Source organism: Klebsiella sp. 64 (assembly GCF_018223915.1).
GTDB classification, from domain to species: domain Bacteria; phylum Pseudomonadota; class Gammaproteobacteria; order Enterobacterales; family Enterobacteriaceae; genus Klebsiella; species Klebsiella pneumoniae.
Genome location: NZ_JAGRQZ010000002.1, coordinates 204,894 through 223,686 on the forward strand (window position 1 = coordinate 204,894; position 18,793 = coordinate 223,686).

Sequence of the window (18,793 nt, forward strand, 5' to 3'; positions counted from 1 at the left end):
TGCCAGGATAAAGAGGTTGCATCAAGTGGTGTGACCTCTTACCTCATAAACAACAATAACAGAAAGGCATTAGTGCTATGCAGACACAAATTAAAGTTCGCGGTTATCATCTGGACGTCTACCAGCATGTGAACAACGCACGTTACCTGGAGTTCCTTGAGGAAGCCCGCTGGGACGGCCTGGAAAACAGCCCCGCGTTTCAGTGGATGATGGAGAAAAACATCGCCTTCGTGGTGGTGAATATCAATATTAACTACCGTCGTCCGGCGGTACTGGGCGATGTGCTGACGGTGAGCAGCAAACTGGAGCAACTCAACGGCAAAAGCGGCACCCTAAGCCAGGTGGTCACCCTCAACCCCAATGGCGAAGTAGTGGCCGATGCGCTGATTACCTTCGTTTGTATCGATTTGAAAACCCAGAAGGCGCTGCCGCTGGAAGGGGAATTGCGTGCGAAACTTGACCAGATGAACCTGCGCTGACAACCGTCGTGCGAGTGGCGGGCCCACGGCAGGTGATGAACCCGTAGCCCCGGTAAGCATCGCGCCACCGGGGAATTTGAGCCAAAGTTCCGGTAAATCGATCCCCGGAGATTATGCCTGCGCCAGTCCGGTTTTTTGCTGCATCACCGCCATTACCCCGACCTTGTCCGCCAGATACTGGTTGAGTCCGTTTGCGCGCAGGTTACAGGCGGCGCACTGGCCGCAGCCATCGCCCTTAATGCCGTTGTAGCAGGTGAGGGTTTCCCGGCGCACCAGATCCAGCTGACCCCAGTAGTCGGCGAGCGCCCAGGTCTCGGCTTTATTCAGCCACATCAGCGGCGTCTCAAAGCGAATGTCTTTCGCCATCCCCAGGCTGACGGCGTGGTGCAGCGCTTTGACAAACTCATCGCGGCAGTCCGGGTAGCCGGAGAAGTCGGTCTCGCACACGCCGGTGATGATGGCTTCGGCTTTTACCTGATAGGCGTAGATTGCCGTCAGGGTTAAAAACAGAATATTACGCCCGGGGACAAAGGTGTTGGGAATACCCTCGGCATCAGGCTGATAGTCCGGTACCGGAATGTTATCGCGGGTCAGGCTGCTGACTGCCAGTTCGTTGAGCAGAGTGACGTCCAGCACTTTATGCGCGACGGCGCCCAGTTTCAGGGCGAGTTCGCGCGCAACGTCGATTTCCGCGCGGTGGCGTTGGCCATAATCAAAAGTGACGCAATGCACTTCATCATACTGTTGCAGAGCCTGCACCAGACAGGTGGTTGAATCTTGTCCTCCGCTGAAGACAACTACGGCGCGTTTCATGGCAATTCCTGACTAAATGAATAAAGGCGATATGGTAGCGCCAGACGCCCTCCATCACCAGCTCTCTCACGTCGACGAGGCCGGCAGCCAGGCGCTGGCGAAGTCGAACCAGCCCCGGGCGTTGAGGCGCAGACCATTGACCCCCGGTGGCGCGCTGATCCGATAGTTATACTTGAACAGCGGCGTCATGATGGCGTCTTCCATCAGGCTGTTAAATACGTTGCGCAGCGCATCGTTGCGGCTGCGAGCGTCGGGCTGAGACTGCACCGCGTCTAATGTCGCCTGCAGATGAGCATATTGCGCCCCGGTCAGCAAATTAGGCCACAGCATATCGCAGCGCAGCCACTGTTCCAGGGCGTACTCCGGCGCTTCGCCGATCAGACGGTCGCCCATCATCAGGTCGGCCTGCCCCAGATGCTGGCAGCCTTCCCAGTTTTTAGCGTCGTGGAACAGGAGCGTCAGCTCGCAGCCCAGCAGAGCCAGACGTTGCCTCAGCTGTTCGGCCATCGCATGTAGCTCGACCGGCAGATGATAGAGCAGGGTGAGCCTGGCCGGCAGCGGTACCGCGTTGTTTGCCGGTCCCTGCGGGATGGACCATCCCGGCAGCACCTCATGGCTTGGCGTAATCAGATCCTCCTCCAGCGGCAGCGTATCCAGTAGCGACGAGTGATGGATTATCGACACCAGCCGCTGGGCCTGCGCTTTGCTAAGCCGAGGGCTGTGGCGCAGGGTCAAATAGCAGAAGCCAAGGCTGATACGGTTGCTGACCTGACGCAGATTATGCAGCTCTTCGCGATCGCCGATGGTGATCTGCACCGGATGGCGGCAGCTGGTGCCGAGATCCCGGTCAAAGAGCTGAGGAGTGATCCAGTACTCCACCGCCTGGATCAGCGGATGCTGCAGGTGGTAGCGGGGATGGTTTTCCAGGCGGACGAGTTCCGGACTAAACCGCTTCAGGCGGAACGGTCCGCAGCCAATGGCCGGATCGTCGGGATGCGCCAGCACGCTGCAGTAGCTGGCGAGGCGGAACGGCAGCCAGTAGTCAGGGCGATGCAGGGTTATTGTTAAACACTGGGCATGGGTGACATCGATACGGCTGATGCTGGCGAAGAGGGTCCGCAAGGCGGGCAGCTCAAGCAGCAGCAGTAACCGCTGTCGCAACTGCGCGGTTTCCACCGTATCGCCATTGTGCCAGCACAGCGTGGAGCGGATATAAAAATGCCAGCGCAGGCCGTCCGGGGAGACCTGCCAGTGGTGCGCCAGATCGCCGATCGGCATATTGTCGCCTTCGTCGAAGCGCGTCAGCCCGGCATAGATTTGTCCGGCCAGATGCTGCTCGGCGCGGCCGGGGAGAAAGCCGGGACGCAGCGGCTCCAGCGGGCGATAGTAAGGAATACGCAGCGTGGGGGTATTGTTTTGCCACTGACCGCCGAGGAAGGGATGGAGCAGGGCTTTCAGCTCCACCGGGGCAAGCTGCGCCAGCTCCAGCGCGGTTTGTTGCTGACCGTTGTTCAGCGCCTGCTCCATCATCTCGTTGCGCAGACTTTCCGGGGTTTTGTGAAATGAGAGCTGTCCGCGTTTGCCGCGCCCGGAGCTGGCCTGCCAGCTTAGCCACCCGGCCTCCTGCGCCTGACGCAGCAGAGTACGGACGTGGCGCTCGCTGCAAAAACAGCGCTCCGCCAGTTCGCCGACGGTGACCTGCTGCGGCGCCCCGGCTGAGGGTTGCCACAATCGCTGGTATTGATTTAAACGGTGTAAGAGTCGCATGGGGGCCGTCGTCCACCGGGCCGCTGTAAACCCGGAACAATTAATAATATCTATTCACTATTACTTCCGTATATCCCAGGTGATACTGCAACACAAGCGAAGCCCATCACACATCGGGGAATATACCATGGCAAAACTGGCGGCATTTGATATGGACGGCACCCTGCTGATGCCGGACCATCGTCTTGGAGAAAAGACGCTTTCCGCGCTGAAACGGCTGCGTGAGCGCGATATCACCTTGACCTTCGCCACCGGCCGCCATGTGCTGGAGATGCACCATGTGATTGGCGAATTTTCCCTTGATGCATTTCTGATCACCGGCAACGGGACGCGCATCCATTCGCTGGAAGGGGAGGAGCTTTATCGCCAGGATCTCGCTCCCGAAGCGGCGGAAGCGGTGCTGCACGGCAAATGGGATACCCAGGCCAGCATGCACGTCTTTAACGATGGCGGCTGGTTCACCGGCCAGGCAAGGCCTGAATTGTTGCAAGCGCATGTATTCAGCGGCTTTCACTATCAACTGTGCGATCTAAAGCGCATGTCGGCGCAGCATGTCACCAAGATCTGTTTCTGCGGCGATCATGACGATTTGCGCCGTCTGCGGATCCAGCTGAATGAGACGCTGGGCGATCGCGCATTTCTCTGCTTCTCGGCAATGGACTGTCTGGAGGTGCTGCCGGTTGGCTGCAATAAAGGCGCGGCGCTGGCGGTGCTCAGCCAGCATTTAGGCTTCACCCTGCAGGAGTGCATGGCCTTCGGCGATGCGATGAACGACCGCGAGATGCTGGGCAGCGTTGGGCGGGGGTTCATCATGGGCAACGCGATGCCGCAGCTGAAAGCCGAGCTGCCGCATCTGCCGGTAATTGGCGACTGCCGGAATCAGGCAGTCTCCCATTTTTTAACTCATTGGCTGGATAATCCTGATCTTCCTTATTCCCCCGAATAGAGAGACCCTTCCAGCAAGCCAGATAGGCTTCTATCTGGCTTTTTTTATCGCCTTTCGACCAGACCGGCGATCTCCGCCTGCCAGGGCGCAATATCGCCGATATTGTCCGCCACCCACTGCGGGTTGTAATAGCTTTCCAGGTAACGCTCGCCGCTGTCGCACAGGAGTGTCACTATCGAGCCGGTGCGACCTTCCTCGCGCATCCGCACGGCCAGCTGCAATACGCCCCACATATTGGTGCCGGTCGAGGCGCCGACCTTGCGCCCAAGCTGCGTTTCCAGCCACAGGGCGGTGGCTACGCTCGCCGCATCCGGCACGCGCAGCATCTCATCGACAACGTCGGGAATAAACGACGGCTCGACGCGCGGCCGTCCGATGCCTGGAATTTTGCTGCCGACCGGGCTGCGCAGGCTGGCGTCGCGGGTCTGCCAGTAATCGAGGAACACCGAATTCTGCGGATCAACGACCATCAGCTGCGTCTCGTAGCCCTGGCTGCGAATATAGCGGCCAATGGTCGCTGAGGTGCCGCCGGTGCCGGCGCTCATGACGATCCATGACGGCTGCGGGTGCGGCTCATGGCTCATCTGGCGGAAAATACTGTCGGCGATATTGTTGTTGCCGCGCCAGTCGGTGGCCCGCTCGGCGAAGGTAAACTGATCCATATAATGGCCGTTCAGCTCGCGGGCCAGCGTTTCGGAAGCCGCGTAGATTTCGCCGGCGCTCTGCACAAAATGGCAGCGTCCGCCGTAGAACTCGATCTGTTCGATTTTGCGTCTGGCGGTGCAGGAGGGCATCACAGCGATAAACGGCAGCCCCAGCAGGCGGGCGAAATAGGCCTCCGAAACGGCGGTTGACCCTGAGGAGGACTCTATAATTGGCGTGCCTTCTTTGATCCAGCCGTTGCACAAGCCATAGAGAAACAGCGACCGCGCCAGGCGATGCTTCAGGCTGCCGGTGGGGTGGGTGCTTTCATCTTTCAGATACAGGTGGATGCCCGGAAAAGCGGGCAGCGGCAGACGGATCAGGTGCGTGTCGGCGGAACGCTGATAGTCAGCGTTGATTTCGCTAATGGCATGTTTAACCCAGGCGCTATTCATCGTGATTTCCTGTTTGTCATTTTGTGCCTAGCTTAGCGGAAAGCGCAGGAAAAATTGTTGCCATTTAACCTGTGGATTACCATTATGAGAGCAAAATTTTCTCTGAGGATGCCCAATGCTAGATAAAATTGACCGTAAGCTGCTGGCGCTACTGCAGGAAGATTGCACCCTCTCTTTGCAGGCGCTGGCCGATGCCGTTAATCTGACCACCACGCCCTGCTGGAAACGCCTGAAACGGCTCGAAGACGAGGGTATTCTCCGCGGGCGCGTCGCCCTGTTGGACGCGGAAAAGGTGGGGCTGGGGCTGACGGCGTTCGTCCTGATCAAGACCCAGCATCACAGCAGCGACTGGTACTGTCAGTTCGTGAGCGAAGTGACGCAGATGGCGGAAGTGCTCGGCTTCTGGCGGATGGCGGGGGAGTATGACTACCTGCTACGGGTGCAGGTGGCTGATATGAAACGCTATGACGACTTTTATAAACGTTTAGTGAACAGTGTGCCCGGTCTGTCGGATGTCACTTCGAGTTTTGCCATGGAACAGATAAAATATACCACCGCCTTGCCTGTCGAATAACGGTATTGCGCCGTAACCCATTACAAAATCAGGATTTTATTGCTTGCGATTATTTGCTCAACTCAGCTGGTACTTCCGCCGGGAGTGGCGCCGCTATCTTGGCGCAATTGCCCTGCTGGTCATTATTGCCGTCCTGCAGCTTATTCCGCCGAAGGTGGTGGGCATTGTGGTCGACGGCGTGACGCAACAACATTACACCGCGGAGAAGGTGTGGATGTGGATCGGCGCGCTGGTGCTGATCGCGGTGATGGTCTACCTGCTGCGCTATGTCTGGCGCGTGCTGTTGTTCGGTGCTTCTTACCAGTTGGCGGTTGAGCTGCGGGAAGATTTTTACCGGCAACTGAGCCGCCAGCATCCGGCGTTCTATTTGCGCCATCGCACCGGGGATCTTATCGCCCGCGCCACCAATGACGTGGACCGGGTGGTGTTTGCCGCTGGCGAAGGAGTATTAACCCTCGTGGATTCCCTGGTGATGGGCTGTGCGGTATTGATTGTGATGTCGACGCAGATTAGCTGGCAGCTTACTCTGCTGGCGCTGCTGCCGATGCCGCTGATGGCCCTGGCGATCAAACGCAACGGCGATGCGCTTCACGAACGTTTTCGCGTTGCTCAGGCGGCCTTTTCCAGCCTCAACGATCGCACGCAGGAGAGCCTGACCAGCATCCGCATGATTAAGGCGTTTGGGCTGGAGGATCGCCAGTCGGCGCAGTTTGCTGCCGATGCTGCCGATACCGGCGCGAAAAACATGCGCGTGGCACGCATTGACGCCCGCTTCGACCCCACCATCTATATCGCCATCGGGGCCGCTAACCTGCTGGCCATCGGCGGCGGCAGCTGGATGGTGATCCACGGCAGCCTGACCCTGGGCCAGCTGACCAGCTTCGTGATGTATCTTGGCCTGATGATCTGGCCGATGCTGGCGCTGGCGTGGATGTTTAACATCGTGGAGCGCGGTAGCGCGGCCTATGGTCGTATCCGCACGATGCTTGAAGAGGCGCCGGCGGTGGATGACGGGAGCGAGGCGGTGCCGGCAGGCCGCGGCGTCCTGCAGGTTGCTATCCGTGATTTCATCTATCCGCAGGCGAGCAAACCTTCGCTGGAGCAGGTAAATTTTACTCTCCAGCCGGGGCAAATGCTGGGCATCTGCGGGCCGACGGGCGCCGGCAAAAGCACCATTCTGGCGCTGCTGCAGCGCCATTTTGACGTCACTCACGGCGAGATCCGCTTTCACGATCTGCCGCTGCCGATTCTGCAGCTCGACAGCTGGCGCGCCCGGTTGGCGGTGGTCAATCAGACGCCATTTTTATTCTCCGATACCGTCGCCAATAATATCGCGCTGGGAAAACCGGACGCGACGCAGGCGCAGATTGAGCGGGTTGCACAACTGGCCAGCGTGCATGACGACATTCTGCGTCTGCCTCAGGGCTACGAGACCGAAGTGGGCGAGCGCGGCGTGATGCTCTCCGGCGGCCAGAAACAGCGCATCTCGATTGCTCGCGCCCTGCTGCTGGAGGCCGAAATTTTGATCCTCGACGATGCCTTATCGGCGGTGGATGGCCGCACCGAGCACCAGATCCTGCATAACCTGCGCCAGTGGGGGGAGGGGCGGACGGTCATTATCAGCGCCCACCGCCTGTCGGCGCTCACTGAGGCCAGTGAAATTTTGGTACTTCAGCATGGGCATATTGCCCAGCGCGGCCGCCACGAGGCGCTGGCCGTGCAGCCCGGCTGGTACCGCGACATGTATCGATATCAGCAGCTGGAGGCCGCGCTCGACGAGGTTCCGCAGACGCAAGAGGAGGCCCTGGATGCGTAGCTTTACCGAACTCTGGCCGACGCTTAAACGCCTGCTGGCCTATGGTTCACCGTGGCGCAAGCCGTTGGCCATCGCGGTGGCGATGATGTGGATTGCGGCGGCGGCGGAAGTGAGCGGCCCGCTGCTTATCAGCTATTTCATCGACAACATGGTGGCGAAACATACGCTGCCGCTGAAGCTGGTGGCCGGCCTGGCGGTAGCCTATATCGGCCTGCAGCTGCTGGCGGCGCTCCTGCACTATAACCAGTCGCTGCTGTTTAACCGCGCCGCGGTCGGCGTCGTCCAGCAGTTGCGCAGCGACGTGATGGATGCCGCCCTGCATCAGCCGCTCAGCGAGTTTGATACCCAGCCGGTTGGGCAGCTTATCTCACGGGTAACCAACGATACGGAAGTCATTCGCGATCTGTACGTGACGGTGGTGGCTACGGTACTGCGCAGCGCAGCGCTGATCGGCGCGATGCTGGTGGCGATGTTTAGCCTCGACTGGCGGATGGCGCTGGTGGCGATCGCGATTTTCCCGGCGGTGCTGATCGTGATGATTATCTATCAGCGCTATAGCACGCCGATCGTGCGGCGGGTGCGCGCCTGGCTTGCCGACATCAACGATGGCTTCAACGAAGTGATCAACGGCATGGGCGTCATCCAGCAGTTCCGCCAGCAGGCGCGCTTTGGCGAACGGATGCGCGAGGCCAGCTATGCCCACTATCTGGCGCGGATGCAGACGCTGCGCCTGGACGGTTTTCTGCTGCGCCCGCTGCTGAGCCTTTTTTCCTCGCTGGTGCTGTGCGGGCTGCTGATGCTGTTCGGCTTTAGCGCGGTGGGCACGATCGAGGTTGGGGTCCTGTACGCGTTTATCAGCTATCTTGGACGCCTTAACGAGCCGCTTATCGAGCTGACCACCCAGCAGTCGATGCTGCAGCAGGCGGTGGTCGCCGGCGAGCGCGTTTTCGAGCTGATGGATCGCCCGCGCCAGGCGTGGGGTACGGATGACGCGCCGCTGAGCAGCGGTCGGGTGGAAATTGACCATCTCTCCTTTGCTTACCGGGGGGACCGTCTGGTTCTCCAGGATATCACGCTGGATATTCCCTCCCGCAGCTTCGTGGCGCTGGTCGGACATACCGGCAGCGGAAAGAGTACCCTCGCCAGTCTGATGATGGGCTATTACCCGTTAACCCACGGCGAGATCCGCATCGATGGTCGACCGCTCGCATCCCTCAGCCACAGCGCGTTGCGTCGGGGCATCGCGATGGTGCAACAGGATCCCGTAGTGCTGGCGGATACCTTCTACGCCAACGTCGCGCTGGGCCGGGACATCAGTGAGGCGCAGGTTTGGGAAGCGCTGGAGGCGGTGCAGCTGGCGGCGGTGGCGCGCAGCATGAGCGATGGGCTGTACACCCAACTGGGCGAGCAGGGCAATAATCTCTCCGTCGGGCAGAAGCAGCTGCTGGCGCTGGCGCGCGTGCTGGTGGACACCCCGCAGGTACTGATTCTGGATGAGGCGACGGCAAACATCGACTCCGGTACCGAGCAGGCGATCCAGCAGGCGCTGGCGAAGGTCCGCCAGCATACCACCCTCGTGGTTATTGCCCATCGGCTGTCGACCATTGTGGAGGCCGATACCATCCTGGTTCTGCATCGAGGTCAGGCTGTCGAGCGGGGCACCCATCAGCAGCTGCTGGCGGCGAAAGGCCGCTACTGGCAGATGTATCAGCTGCAGCTGGCCGGCGAAGAGCTGGCGGCCAGCGCCAGAGAGGAGTCGCTCAGCGCCTGATGCACCACCAGCAGGCAGGGAACGCTGGGCGGCCTGCGATGGTGCAAAAACGTTACATCAAATGCACTGTTGTGGTGCATTTTTGCGCGCCAGGCGCCGTTGCGCAGGATATTGCCTGACCTGTCCCCTGTTTTTTGCCATCAAAGGGCCGCTTTGCGGCCTTTTTTCATTTCTGGCATAGCCCTTGCTTTATATCCATCGTGTTAGCTGCGGCCATTACCGAATACTGACTGGAGGGGACTTATGAAGCTGGTTACCGTGGTAATCAAACCATTCAAACTGGAAGACGTGCGTGAAGCTTTGTCTTCCATCGGCATTCAGGGCCTGACGGTCACTGAAGTCAAAGGATTTGGCCGTCAGAAAGGTCACGCGGAGCTCTACCGCGGCGCCGAGTATAGCGTCAACTTTCTGCCAAAAGTGAAGATTGATGTGGCGATTGCCGACGATCAGCTGGATGAAGTCATCGATGTCATCAGCAAAGCGGCTTACACCGGAAAAATTGGCGACGGCAAAATTTTCGTCGCTGAATTGCAGCGCGTCATTCGCATCCGTACCGGCGAAGCTGACGAAGCGGCACTGTAATTTCCAGACCACACAGTGATGGGGAACGAAACAATGAAAATGGCAACAATGAAATCGGGTCTGGGGGCATTAGCCCTTCTGCCGGGGCTGGCGATGGCCGCGCCTGCGGTGGCGGACAAAGCCGATAACGCGTTTATGATGATTTGCACCGCGCTGGTTCTGTTTATGACTATCCCGGGGATTGCGCTGTTTTACGGCGGCCTGATCCGCGGTAAGAACGTTCTGTCCATGCTGACTCAGGTGATTGTCACCTTTGGCCTGGTCTGCGTATTGTGGGTGATTTATGGCTATACCCTGGCCTTCGGCACCGGCGGCAGCTTCTTCGGCAGCTTTGACTGGGTGATGCTGAAAAATATTGAGCTGAAAGCGCTGATGGGCACCTTCTATCAGTATATCCACGTGGCCTTCCAGGGCTCGTTCGCCTGCATCACCGTCGGGCTGATTGTCGGGGCGCTGGCGGAACGTATTCGTTTCTCCGCGGTACTGATCTTCGTGGTGGTGTGGATGACACTCTCCTACGTGCCGATTGCGCATATGGTTTGGGGCGGCGGTCTGCTGGCGACCCATGGCGCGCTGGACTTCGCCGGCGGCACCGTTGTGCACATCAACGCCGCGGTCGCCGGGCTGGTGGGCGCCTATATGATGGGCAAACGCGTGGGCTTCGGCAAAGAAGCGTTCAAACCGCATAACCTGCCGATGGTGTTCACTGGCACCGCTATCCTCTACGTGGGCTGGTTCGGCTTCAACGCCGGCTCTGCCAGCGCAGCGAATGAAATTGCGGCCCTGGCGTTCGTTAACACCGTCGTGGCGACCGCTGCGGCTATCCTGGCGTGGACCTTTGGCGAATGGGCTCTGCGCGGCAAACCTTCACTGCTGGGCGCCTGCTCCGGGGCAATTGCCGGTCTGGTTGGCGTTACGCCGGCGTGTGGTTATATCGGTGTCGGCGGGGCGCTGATCGTCGGTATCGCCTCTGGCCTGGCGGGTATCTGGGGCGTGACTGCGCTGAAACGCTGGCTGCGTGTGGATGATCCTTGCGACGTCTTCGGCGTTCACGGCGTCTGCGGCATCGTCGGCTGTATCCTGACTGGTATCTTCGCGGCGACTTCTCTGGGCGGCGTCGGTTATGCGGAAGGCGTCACCATGGGCCATCAACTGCTGGTGCAACTGGAAAGTATCGCCATCACCGTGGTCTGGTCCGGCGTTGTGGCGTTCATCGGCTACAAAGTGGCGGATATGACCGTCGGGCTGCGCGTGCCGGAAGAGCAGGAGCGCGAAGGGCTGGACGTCAACAGCCATGGCGAAAACGCCTATAACGCCTGATAAAAAAGCCATTCTCTCCTGATAGCGAAAAGCCTCCCGTCCGGGAGGCTTTTTTTATGCGTTGCGGTTGCGCATCACCCCTTCCTGAACCGTTGAGGCAACCAGCGTGCCATCCTGGGTGTAGAATTCGCCGCGAACGAAGCCGCGGGCGCTGGAGGCCGAGGTGCTTTCGACGCTATAAAGCAGCCATTCATTAATATTAAACGGCCGGTGGAACCACATAGAGTGGTCGATGGTGGCGACCTGCATGCCGGGCTCAAGGAAACCAACGCCGTGCGGCTGCAGCGCCACCGGCAGGAAGTTAAAGTCTGAAGCATAGCCCAGCAGATACTGATGAATACGCAGATCGTCAGGGACGGCGCCGTTGGCGCGCAGCCAGACCTGGCGCACCGGTTCGGCGATATGGCCTTTCATTGGGTTATGAAACTCCACCGGACGGATCTCCAGCGGTTTATCGCAGAGGAATTTGTCTTTCACCTGCGGCGGCAGGAGATGCGCCAGCTTGCGAGCGATATCGGTTTCCGAAGGCAGGCCGTCAGGGGAGGGGGCGGCCGGCATTGCTTTCTGATGCTCATAGCCATTCTCTGGCGCCTGGAAGGAGGCGGTCATATAGAAAATCGGCTTCCCGTTCTGGATGGCGGCGACCCGACGGGCGCTGAAGCTGTTGCCGTCGCGCAGCACCTCCACATCGTAAACGATCGGCTTCTGGCTATCGCCGGGGCGAAGAAAGTAGCTGTGAAACGAATGAACCAGACGCTCAACGGGCACGGTCTCTTTTGCCGCATACAGCGCCTGACCCACTACCTGGCCGCCAAAAACCTGACGTAACCCCAGGTCTTCGCTCTGCCCGCGAAACAACCCTTCCTCAATTTTTTCCAGATCTAATAATGCCAGCAGGTTAGAGAGTGCCTGACTCATACTTATCCTCAATTAACAATAGCGGCGCAGCGCGCGTAATGTGGCCAAGTATAACCTGGAATCGCAAGTGGTCCGATGGGTGTAATAATCTGAATAACGACCAGTTAACAGGAACAAATCTGAGATCTGTGCCACACTTATTGACGACACGAAAGTTCCTGCCGGCGAAGCGGCGGAACATCCTCCTGGGTATTAAGGGATGATAAGGAGAACATCATGAAATTTGCCTATATGTTTAGTGCTTTAGCCGTCGCCGCGACGCTGACCGCCTGTGCTAATCACCACTCGAACAATTCTTCGACGCAGGCGGCCGCGCCCGACCCTTACGGTATTGCGACGCTGAGCGTGGCGCAGCAGCAGCCGAGCGTCACGGGGACGATTAATATCCGCCAGAGAATCGCTTTACCGCCGGATGCGGTACTGACGGTGACCCTGTCGGATGCTTCTCTGGCAGATGCGCCAGCCCGCGTATTGTCGCAAAAAGCGGTGCGTACCGAAGGTAAACAGGCGCCATTTAACTTTGCGCTGCCTTACAACCCGGCAGATATTCAACCGAACGCTCGCATTCTGCTAAGCGCGGCGATCACGGTTAACGGTCAGTTGATGTTTATTACCGATACCGTGCAGACGGTAATAAACCAGGGCGGCACTCATGCCGACCTGACGCTGGTTCCGGTCCAGCAGACCGCCGTTCCTGTCGCCCAGTAAGCTCGCTACGCCCCCGGATGGGGGCTTTTTTTGCCTTCAATAAACCCAGCGATAATGCTGGAGATCGATATGGCCGCTGCCGGAGACCTGCACACCCTCGGCCAGCAGCGCTTGACGCTGCCGCTGTAGATCGGGGCCGGTGAGGGAGATATCGCCATGGCGATTGACCACCCGATGCCATGGCAGGGTGGACCCTTCCGGCAGGCGCTTCAATACGCCGCCCACCTGGCGCGCCGCGCGCGGTGAACCTGCCAGCCGGGCGACCTCGCCGTAGGTCGTGACATACCCTTCCGGTATCGACGCCACGATGTGCCAGACGCGTTGGGGAAATGTGTCGTGCGGAGCCATTTTCTGTCCTGTTACCGGCAAAACGTCAGCATAAGCGCTAAGCCAGGAGCTGTACAGCCGGCCTGGGTCAGGCGGCCTGTTCGACGGTGAACGTCAGAGCGAGGCCGAGGATCTGCATGCCATGGACATTGTCGGAGGCTGAGCTGGCGATGAGACTCTCAAGAAATTTCAACCGCTGCGAAGTGGCGTTGATGATCAGCCTCGCGCGCAGGCCCGGCATGGTTAACGACGAGATAGGGTACACCACCCGACCGCTGATATAGACCGGCAGCTTGCGTAGCTCCACCTGGCGCAGCACGCCGACGGTGGAATAGAGCAGCGCCAGCGGCGTAACCGCCCGCACCGGCGCGGGACTGATGGTCGCGAAGTCGAGCATTTTTTCAGGACGCAGGTAGTTTACGCCCTGAAAGGCGATGGTCATCCCTTCAATAGCAGGTAAAGGCAGAGTGATGGTCTGTGGTGATGAGTCAGTCATTCGATTACCGTCGAGACAATGTACTGGTGATAAAAGAGGACGAAGAGGATAAGTATGGTGGATAACCCGGATGTGTGCTGAGCGCGGGCTCGCAATCTCACAGGCTGACCGTGAGTGGCTGGTTTTATTCGCGTTATTGCGCAATAAACCAGCAGGCGGACGGTGTGAGCTTGCAATTCACCAGGTCAGCAGGGATAATGCGCCAGCGCGTTAGGCAACTAACGCTCTCAATGGGGGCTCTGTTGGTTCTCCCGCAACGCTACTCTGTTTACCAGGTCAGGTCCGGAAGGAAGCAGCCAGAGCAGACGACGTGTGTGCCGGGATGTAGCTGGCAGGGCCCCCACCCATTTCAGGGTTAGTACTTGATAGTTAACACTAAAAGTACTGGCACCTTCCCGCCAAAGCTCCAGTGGTACAAAAATTGTGTATCACCTTAGGGCTGCACAATGTCTCTCATGCTCTCCAGACACGGCATTTGGTACTACCGCAAAGTCAATCTCATGCCATGCGGTAAACGCCGTGAGTATCGTCGTTCGTTAGGCACACGGTCTAAAACTGAAGCTTTGAAACGTGTTGAACGTTTTGTAGATCGTCCGTGGACCGTGCTTGAAACTCCCTTGGTTACTTCAGTACCACCAGAAAATGTACAAATCCTTGCTGGACTTGATGAATTAAAATATCAGTCTGAACAGTACGTTACTTTCAAAAGTAAAGAGGTAGGGGAGCGGGAAACGGCATCTATACGGCGTTGCTTAAATAGTTACTTCAAATTTACTAACCAACCTACCAGTAAAACCCAGGCGGCAGCGTTTATTGCTGGGCTTGATCTATCTATTCCGACAAAGAATAAGTACGTTAAGAAAATTGGTGGCTTTTTCAGGTGGTTAAGTAATCGAGTGGATTTCGAGGTAAAGAACCCATTCGATGGTTTAATGCAGAAGGATAAGGAGTCTGCTGCCAGCAAACGCGAAAGTTACAGTGCTAGCCAGATAAAGCGACTAATTTCTTCCCTGGATTCATTGCCTGAGTGGAAACGATGGATCATTCTGCTAGGTCGTTTTACTGGGATGAGAGCTAATGAAATTTGTCAGCTATATCGTTGTGACATAAAGAAAATCGATGAAATCTGGTGTGCCGTGGTTGATGATAGTCAGGAAGGGCAAACAGTCAAAACAGATAGCAGTAAACGAAGTATTCCATTGCACAAAGAACTGATTTATAACGGTTTCCTTGAGTATGTAGAGAAGGCAAAGGCTCGTCTGTTCCCGCAACTGACATTTTATAAAGGTTCATTCAGCCATTACTTCACTCGCTGGTTTAGCAGTTTCCGTAAGAGGATTTCTGTACCTGAATTTCACTCACTCAGGCATTATGTTGCAACAGCGTTCAAAACGGCTGGCGTTGCAGAACAGTTTGCGGGGGCATTTTTAGGGCATGCAAACAGTTCAATTACGTATAATCGCTATGGTAAATCTGTTGGTTTGTCAGGGCTTTATGCGTTATTGGTGCATCTTTAATTTTCTTCCGTGGTCGGTACTAGGACTCCTAGTTGACAAAGTGAAGCTCAGGTGTCTTAAGGTTCGATGTAAGGTAGTGTTCAGGGGCTGATGGGGAGTCTGATATGGGGCTCGAGATACTCAGGATGCTGGTCTGGAGCCATTACTGCATTGTGTTCTCGGTTAGCATGAGCCTACTACAGCCATGTTTAAAATTCGTTTACGATGTAGTACTTTTTGTTTCGTGTTCACTGAAAAACTGCCCATGACTAGCCCATTGAGAGTAGATGTTGATGCATGATATCCAAGCCAAGTTATCGTCAAATTTAATAGGTAGGCTGTTGGGTAGAGACTGCATTTTTGTCCAGAATGACGTCCTGATCGCATCAAAGAATGATATTTCGATCGCATCAGATTCCTTTCGTGAATGCAAAGGTTTTGCAACTTTGCAAAATGGTATCTTTGGTCAGGTCTTGGTCCTCAATATTGGCAATAAGTCCGTAAAATATCGATTTCTCCAAAAGAGCGGCTCAGCAGAATTTTTGAAAGTCCTCAATGCATCCATTGCCGAATTCATCAACGACTATCTTTCTAAAACCTTCAATGAATTCGAAGCTTATGTGATTCATGAGTACCCAAGAGACACCCGCATGGGTTGCATTTCTCTGCTTTGCAAGAGTTTGAGTGAGTATTACTACGCACAAGCTGATGTATGGGATATGTGTCTAAAATCAGAGTCCATACAAAAAGTTAAGAAAATTGTCGGCTACCACCCAGTACAGGCGGAAGTTCTACGTGAATATCACGAGAATTACCAGCTTGAAAAACGAATGTCATTCTTCGACCGGGTTGAGTCAAACCCGTTGACTCACGAACAACGTTTGGGTGTCTTGCGGTCTAATGATATGAACATGGTTTTGGCAGCAGCAGGTACGGGTAAAACATCTGTTATGGTTGCTAAGGCTCTTGATCTCATTGACCGTGGCCTAGCTAACCCTTCAGAAATACTCGTGCTGGCCTATAACCGTGCGGCAGCTGAAGAACTCAGGGGACGCCTTGTTGACAAAGCAGAGTCAGGTCAGATCAAGTTAGAATCATTCCCACAAATATCGACTTTTCATGCATTAGGCAGGTGGCTTCTACATAACACTGGTGTACCAACCTACTTGAGTGAATTTACTGAAGACGAAATGAAATTCAAGCAGTGGGTTACTTCGTGGTTAGAAAAATACCTCGAATCAAATAGTGCTAACTTACTGAACTTCATAAGCCTTTTTCCTCAACCTGTAAATCCTTTTGGCTTCAATACTCAAGCTGAATATGAAAGATATGTTCGAGATAATGAGTTCAGAACCTTAAACGGAGACAAAGTTAAAGGTTATCAGGAGCTTCTGATAGCTAATTTTTTGTACATGAATGGGGTTGCTTATACCTACGAAGCTCCTTATGTGAGTAAAAGACGTATCGATATTGGTTTCGACTATCGCCCTGATTTTTATATTCAAGACACAAATATTTACATTGAGCACTTCGGTATAGATCGTCAGGGGAACACTCGGGCAGACATTGATGCAGCAAAATACAATGAAGCTATTCGTAACAAGCGTGCACTTCATGCTGAGTGTGGGACATCGTTGATTGAAACGTTCCATTATGAATGGATTGAAGAGAATCTGACTTCCAGTCTGAAAATTAAACTGGAGAAGCAAGGTATCATATGTAAGCCCATAAAATCAGAAGATGTGTTGAAAAAACTTCGTGAAGAAGGGCGTATAGCCGATTGGAGTGACCTATTGAAAAAGGCACTTCAAGCAATTCGAGTTGAGCGGCTGACGGAAGAGTTAATAGCGAACAGGCTTGAGAGGGCTGGTATAAGCCAACCTAAAAATGCCGCAACATTATTGGATGCATTACATCAAGGGTACATTCAAGAGCTCAAAAATCAAAATGCCATTGATTTTGACGACATGATTATTCGAGCCATTCAGGTAATTGAAAATGAAGACTACATCCCTAAGTGGCGGTACATCTTGGTCGATGAGTTCCAAGATATATCAGCGGCACGTATGGAGTTCATTAAAGCCATTATAGCGAAAGGACCTGAACCATCCCTGACTGTAGTAGGGGATGACTGGCAGTCAATTTATCGCTTCTCTGGTGGTAAGTTGGAGTTGACAACTAGATTTGGTGAAATGATCGGTAACTACACCGCTACCAAATTACAAAAAACCTTTCGCTACAACAACAGTATCGCAAACACTGCCGGGCAATTCATAATGGAAAACCCTGAGCAGTATAAGAAGCACATAGAAACGCACGCAAAGGTAAATCTGTCACAGATATATTTGCTGGATAGTAAACCTGAGAAACAGCAAGGAGTATATGAGCGAGTTAAGGAAATCGTTCTGAAGATTAGAGAGAACGACGCCAATGGTAGTATCGCAATCATTGCACGATATAACTACCTGATAAATGAAGCTAAAGAATTGTTGAATCATTCTCGGCTACAAAAAAACACTAGCTTTTGGACCTTTCATAAATCAAAGGGGCTAGAGGCGGATTATTGTATTCTTATTGGATTCTTCCAGGGAAGGAAGGGTTTCCCTAATGAAAATAAGGATGAAGCTATTATTGAAGCCTTGCTACCATCTCTGGATTCGTATCCTCATTCTGAAGAAAGACGTCTATTGTACGTTGGTATTACACGTGCAAAGAAAAAATTGTACATAATTGCTGATCCCACAGCTCCGTCTAGTTTCATTACCGAGTTGCTTGCTCCTAAGTACGATCTGAATATTGTGTCGGCAACATTTAAAGAGCAGTACAGGAAAATTTTCAAGTGCCCTAACTGTGAGGATGGGTACTTAAGGTTGATTAAAGGTATCTACGGTGAATTCTACACATGTAGTACAGGACTCGGGTGTAGCGTTGGTAAGGCCAGGGTTTGTTCAATGTGCCGGGCACCTTCTGTTGATTCTAGATACACAAGTACCTGTAATAACGTTGCATGTGGTAACTCGATTAAAATATGTGACATATGTGGACGCCCAATGAAACTTCGTCATGGTAAATATGGCGAGTTTTGGGGATGCACAGGTTATGGAATCAAAGACGATCAATGCAAAAATACCAATAAAAAGTAAAAATCATCTAATTCAATGGGTTATGTTGGATTGCCGTGTCTGGAGAGCATGAGAGACATTGTGCAGCCCTAAGGTGATACACAATTTTTGTACCACTGGAGCTTTGGCGGGAAGGTGCCAGTACTTTTAGTGTTAACTATCAAGTACTAACCCTGAAATGGGTGGGGGCCCTGCCAACTCATACCAGTACTGAATTGTGTAGAGTTATCATGAGATTACGTTTTGGTGCAACAAAGGTAATGTAGCACTTTGAAGGACGTTGTCCAGTACTGGATCTGTACTGATAGCGTGAAGGGCATCGTGCAGGTTTATGAGGATGCAGCAGGTTAACCCAGGTACATGAGATGGGATGGTTTGGTGAGGCGGGTACTGAGTACTGGCTTCGGTCCCTTACCTATTGGTGGGGGGCAAGGGATCGTTTTTACTTATAGGGGGTAGGTAGTTATATATAATTACACTACCCCTCTAAGTAAAACCCCCGCTCCCTTCCTGCACTGGTAGGCAAGGCGTTACGCCGCGTTACGCATGAACCATTCAGTT

16 protein-coding genes and 1 other RNA gene are annotated in these 18,793 nt (G+C 54.9%); 11 read left to right on the top strand and 6 right to left on the bottom strand.

All coding sequences use genetic code 11. From position 1 onward, the window contains the following. Positions 1-77: 77 nt before the first annotated feature. Complete coding sequence (locus tag KHQ23_RS03100) at positions 78-479, top strand: YbgC/FadM family acyl-CoA thioesterase (protein ID WP_002891860.1); 402 nt, start codon at positions 78-80, stop codon at positions 477-479. Positions 480-590: 111 nt separating this feature from the next. Here the strand turns inward: KHQ23_RS03100 and queC are convergent, their stop codons facing one another. Beyond that, on the bottom strand, positions 591-1,292 hold the full coding sequence (queC, locus tag KHQ23_RS03105; protein ID WP_002891863.1) for a 7-cyano-7-deazaguanine synthase QueC: 702 nt from the start codon (positions 1,290-1,292) through the stop codon (positions 591-593). Positions 1,293-1,358: 66 nt separating this feature from the next. Continuing rightward, positions 1,359-3,059 (bottom strand): SgrR family transcriptional regulator, encoded by a 1,701-nt coding sequence (locus KHQ23_RS03110; RefSeq protein ID WP_004177251.1) that lies wholly within the window; start codon positions 3,057-3,059, stop codon positions 1,359-1,361. A 127-nt stretch (positions 3,060-3,186) separates the two neighbouring features. Between KHQ23_RS03110 and cof the strand changes: the two genes are divergently transcribed. Further along, positions 3,187-4,005 (top strand): HMP-PP phosphatase, encoded by an 819-nt coding sequence (cof, locus tag KHQ23_RS03115; RefSeq protein ID WP_004151335.1) that lies wholly within the window; start codon positions 3,187-3,189, stop codon positions 4,003-4,005. A 44-nt stretch (positions 4,006-4,049) separates the two neighbouring features. Here the strand turns inward: cof and KHQ23_RS03120 are convergent, their stop codons facing one another. Beyond that, complete coding sequence (locus tag KHQ23_RS03120; protein ID WP_211776820.1) at positions 4,050-5,102, bottom strand: PLP-dependent cysteine synthase family protein; 1,053 nt, start codon at positions 5,100-5,102, stop codon at positions 4,050-4,052. Positions 5,103-5,217: 115 nt separating this feature from the next. Between KHQ23_RS03120 and KHQ23_RS03125 the strand changes: the two genes are divergently transcribed. From KHQ23_RS03125 to amtB, 5 genes are all read left to right on the top strand, one after another. Next, complete coding sequence (locus tag KHQ23_RS03125; protein ID WP_002891873.1) at positions 5,218-5,676, top strand: Lrp/AsnC family transcriptional regulator; 459 nt, start codon at positions 5,218-5,220, stop codon at positions 5,674-5,676. 43 nt (positions 5,677-5,719) lie between these two features. After that, on the top strand, positions 5,720-7,492 hold the full coding sequence (locus KHQ23_RS03130; RefSeq protein ID WP_009485959.1) for a SmdA family multidrug ABC transporter permease/ATP-binding protein: 1,773 nt from the start codon (positions 5,720-5,722) through the stop codon (positions 7,490-7,492). Beyond that, the gene (locus KHQ23_RS03135; RefSeq protein WP_002891880.1) at positions 7,485-9,263 is read left to right on the top strand and encodes a SmdB family multidrug efflux ABC transporter permease/ATP-binding protein; all 1,779 of its coding nucleotides are present in this window, start codon (positions 7,485-7,487) and stop codon (positions 9,261-9,263) included. The genes KHQ23_RS03130 and KHQ23_RS03135 overlap by 8 nt, the downstream gene beginning before the upstream one ends. Before the next feature lie 243 nt (positions 9,264-9,506). After that, positions 9,507-9,845, top strand: coding sequence for a P-II family nitrogen regulator (gene glnK, locus KHQ23_RS03140; RefSeq protein WP_002891893.1), 339 nt, complete (start codon positions 9,507-9,509; stop codon positions 9,843-9,845). A gap of 33 nt (positions 9,846-9,878) precedes the next feature. After that, positions 9,879-11,165 (top strand): ammonium transporter AmtB, encoded by a 1,287-nt coding sequence (amtB, locus tag KHQ23_RS03145; RefSeq protein ID WP_004152876.1) that lies wholly within the window; start codon positions 9,879-9,881, stop codon positions 11,163-11,165. 54 nt (positions 11,166-11,219) lie between these two features. Here amtB and tesB read toward each other — a convergent pair whose 3' ends face one another. Further along, the gene (tesB, locus tag KHQ23_RS03150) at positions 11,220-12,083 is read right to left on the bottom strand and encodes an acyl-CoA thioesterase II (protein ID WP_002891899.1); all 864 of its coding nucleotides are present in this window, start codon (positions 12,081-12,083) and stop codon (positions 11,220-11,222) included. 216 nt (positions 12,084-12,299) lie between these two features. On the opposite strand from tesB, the gene KHQ23_RS03155 reads away from it, so the two are divergent. After that, entirely contained in the window at positions 12,300-12,791 is a 492-nt protein-coding gene (locus tag KHQ23_RS03155) for a YbaY family lipoprotein (protein WP_002891903.1), read from the top strand. A gap of 36 nt (positions 12,792-12,827) precedes the next feature. Here KHQ23_RS03155 and KHQ23_RS03160 read toward each other — a convergent pair whose 3' ends face one another. Further along, the gene (locus KHQ23_RS03160) at positions 12,828-13,139 is read right to left on the bottom strand and encodes an MGMT family protein (protein ID WP_004142687.1); all 312 of its coding nucleotides are present in this window, start codon (positions 13,137-13,139) and stop codon (positions 12,828-12,830) included. A 67-nt stretch (positions 13,140-13,206) separates the two neighbouring features. Continuing rightward, a complete protein-coding gene (locus KHQ23_RS03165) occupies positions 13,207-13,614 on the bottom strand; it encodes a dTDP-glucose pyrophosphorylase (protein WP_004178755.1) in 408 nt (135 codons plus the stop codon). A gap of 240 nt (positions 13,615-13,854) precedes the next feature. On the opposite strand from KHQ23_RS03165, the gene ffs reads away from it, so the two are divergent. From ffs to KHQ23_RS03180, 3 genes are all read left to right on the top strand, one after another. Then, positions 13,855-13,951: signal recognition particle sRNA small type (ffs, locus tag KHQ23_RS03170), an RNA gene on the top strand. Positions 13,952-14,060: 109 nt separating this feature from the next. After that, entirely contained in the window at positions 14,061-15,131 is a 1,071-nt protein-coding gene (locus KHQ23_RS03175; protein WP_064164823.1) for a site-specific integrase, read from the top strand. Positions 15,132-15,403: 272 nt separating this feature from the next. Further along, on the top strand, positions 15,404-18,253 hold the full coding sequence (locus KHQ23_RS03180; protein WP_134878923.1) for a UvrD-helicase domain-containing protein: 2,850 nt from the start codon (positions 15,404-15,406) through the stop codon (positions 18,251-18,253). Positions 18,254-18,793 lie beyond the last annotated feature (540 nt).

Bases quoted from the DNA above. Each gene is read 5' to 3' on its own strand.
- KHQ23_RS03100 (WP_002891860.1), top strand. From the start codon at position 78: ATGCAGACACAAATTAAAGTTCGCGGTTATCATCTGGACGTCTACCAG.
- queC (WP_002891863.1), bottom strand. From the start codon at position 1,292: ATGAAACGCGCCGTAGTTGTCTTCAGCGGAGGACAAGATTCAACCACC.
- KHQ23_RS03110 (WP_004177251.1), bottom strand. From the start codon at position 3,059: ATGCGACTCTTACACCGTTTAAATCAATACCAGCGATTGTGGCAACCC.
- cof (WP_004151335.1), top strand. From the start codon at position 3,187: ATGGCAAAACTGGCGGCATTTGATATGGACGGCACCCTGCTGATGCCG.
- KHQ23_RS03120 (WP_211776820.1), bottom strand. From the start codon at position 5,102: ATGAATAGCGCCTGGGTTAAACATGCCATTAGCGAAATCAACGCTGAC.
- KHQ23_RS03125 (WP_002891873.1), top strand. From the start codon at position 5,218: ATGCTAGATAAAATTGACCGTAAGCTGCTGGCGCTACTGCAGGAAGAT.
- KHQ23_RS03135 (WP_002891880.1), top strand. From the start codon at position 7,485: ATGCGTAGCTTTACCGAACTCTGGCCGACGCTTAAACGCCTGCTGGCC.
- glnK (WP_002891893.1), top strand. From the start codon at position 9,507: ATGAAGCTGGTTACCGTGGTAATCAAACCATTCAAACTGGAAGACGTG.
- amtB (WP_004152876.1), top strand. From the start codon at position 9,879: ATGAAAATGGCAACAATGAAATCGGGTCTGGGGGCATTAGCCCTTCTG.
- tesB (WP_002891899.1), bottom strand. From the start codon at position 12,083: ATGAGTCAGGCACTCTCTAACCTGCTGGCATTATTAGATCTGGAAAAA.
- KHQ23_RS03155 (WP_002891903.1), top strand. From the start codon at position 12,300: ATGAAATTTGCCTATATGTTTAGTGCTTTAGCCGTCGCCGCGACGCTG.
- KHQ23_RS03160 (WP_004142687.1), bottom strand. From the start codon at position 13,139: ATGGCTCCGCACGACACATTTCCCCAACGCGTCTGGCACATCGTGGCG.
- KHQ23_RS03165 (WP_004178755.1), bottom strand. From the start codon at position 13,614: ATGACTGACTCATCACCACAGACCATCACTCTGCCTTTACCTGCTATT.
- KHQ23_RS03175 (WP_064164823.1), top strand. From the start codon at position 14,061: ATGTCTCTCATGCTCTCCAGACACGGCATTTGGTACTACCGCAAAGTC.
- KHQ23_RS03180 (WP_134878923.1), top strand. From the start codon at position 15,404: ATGCATGATATCCAAGCCAAGTTATCGTCAAATTTAATAGGTAGGCTG.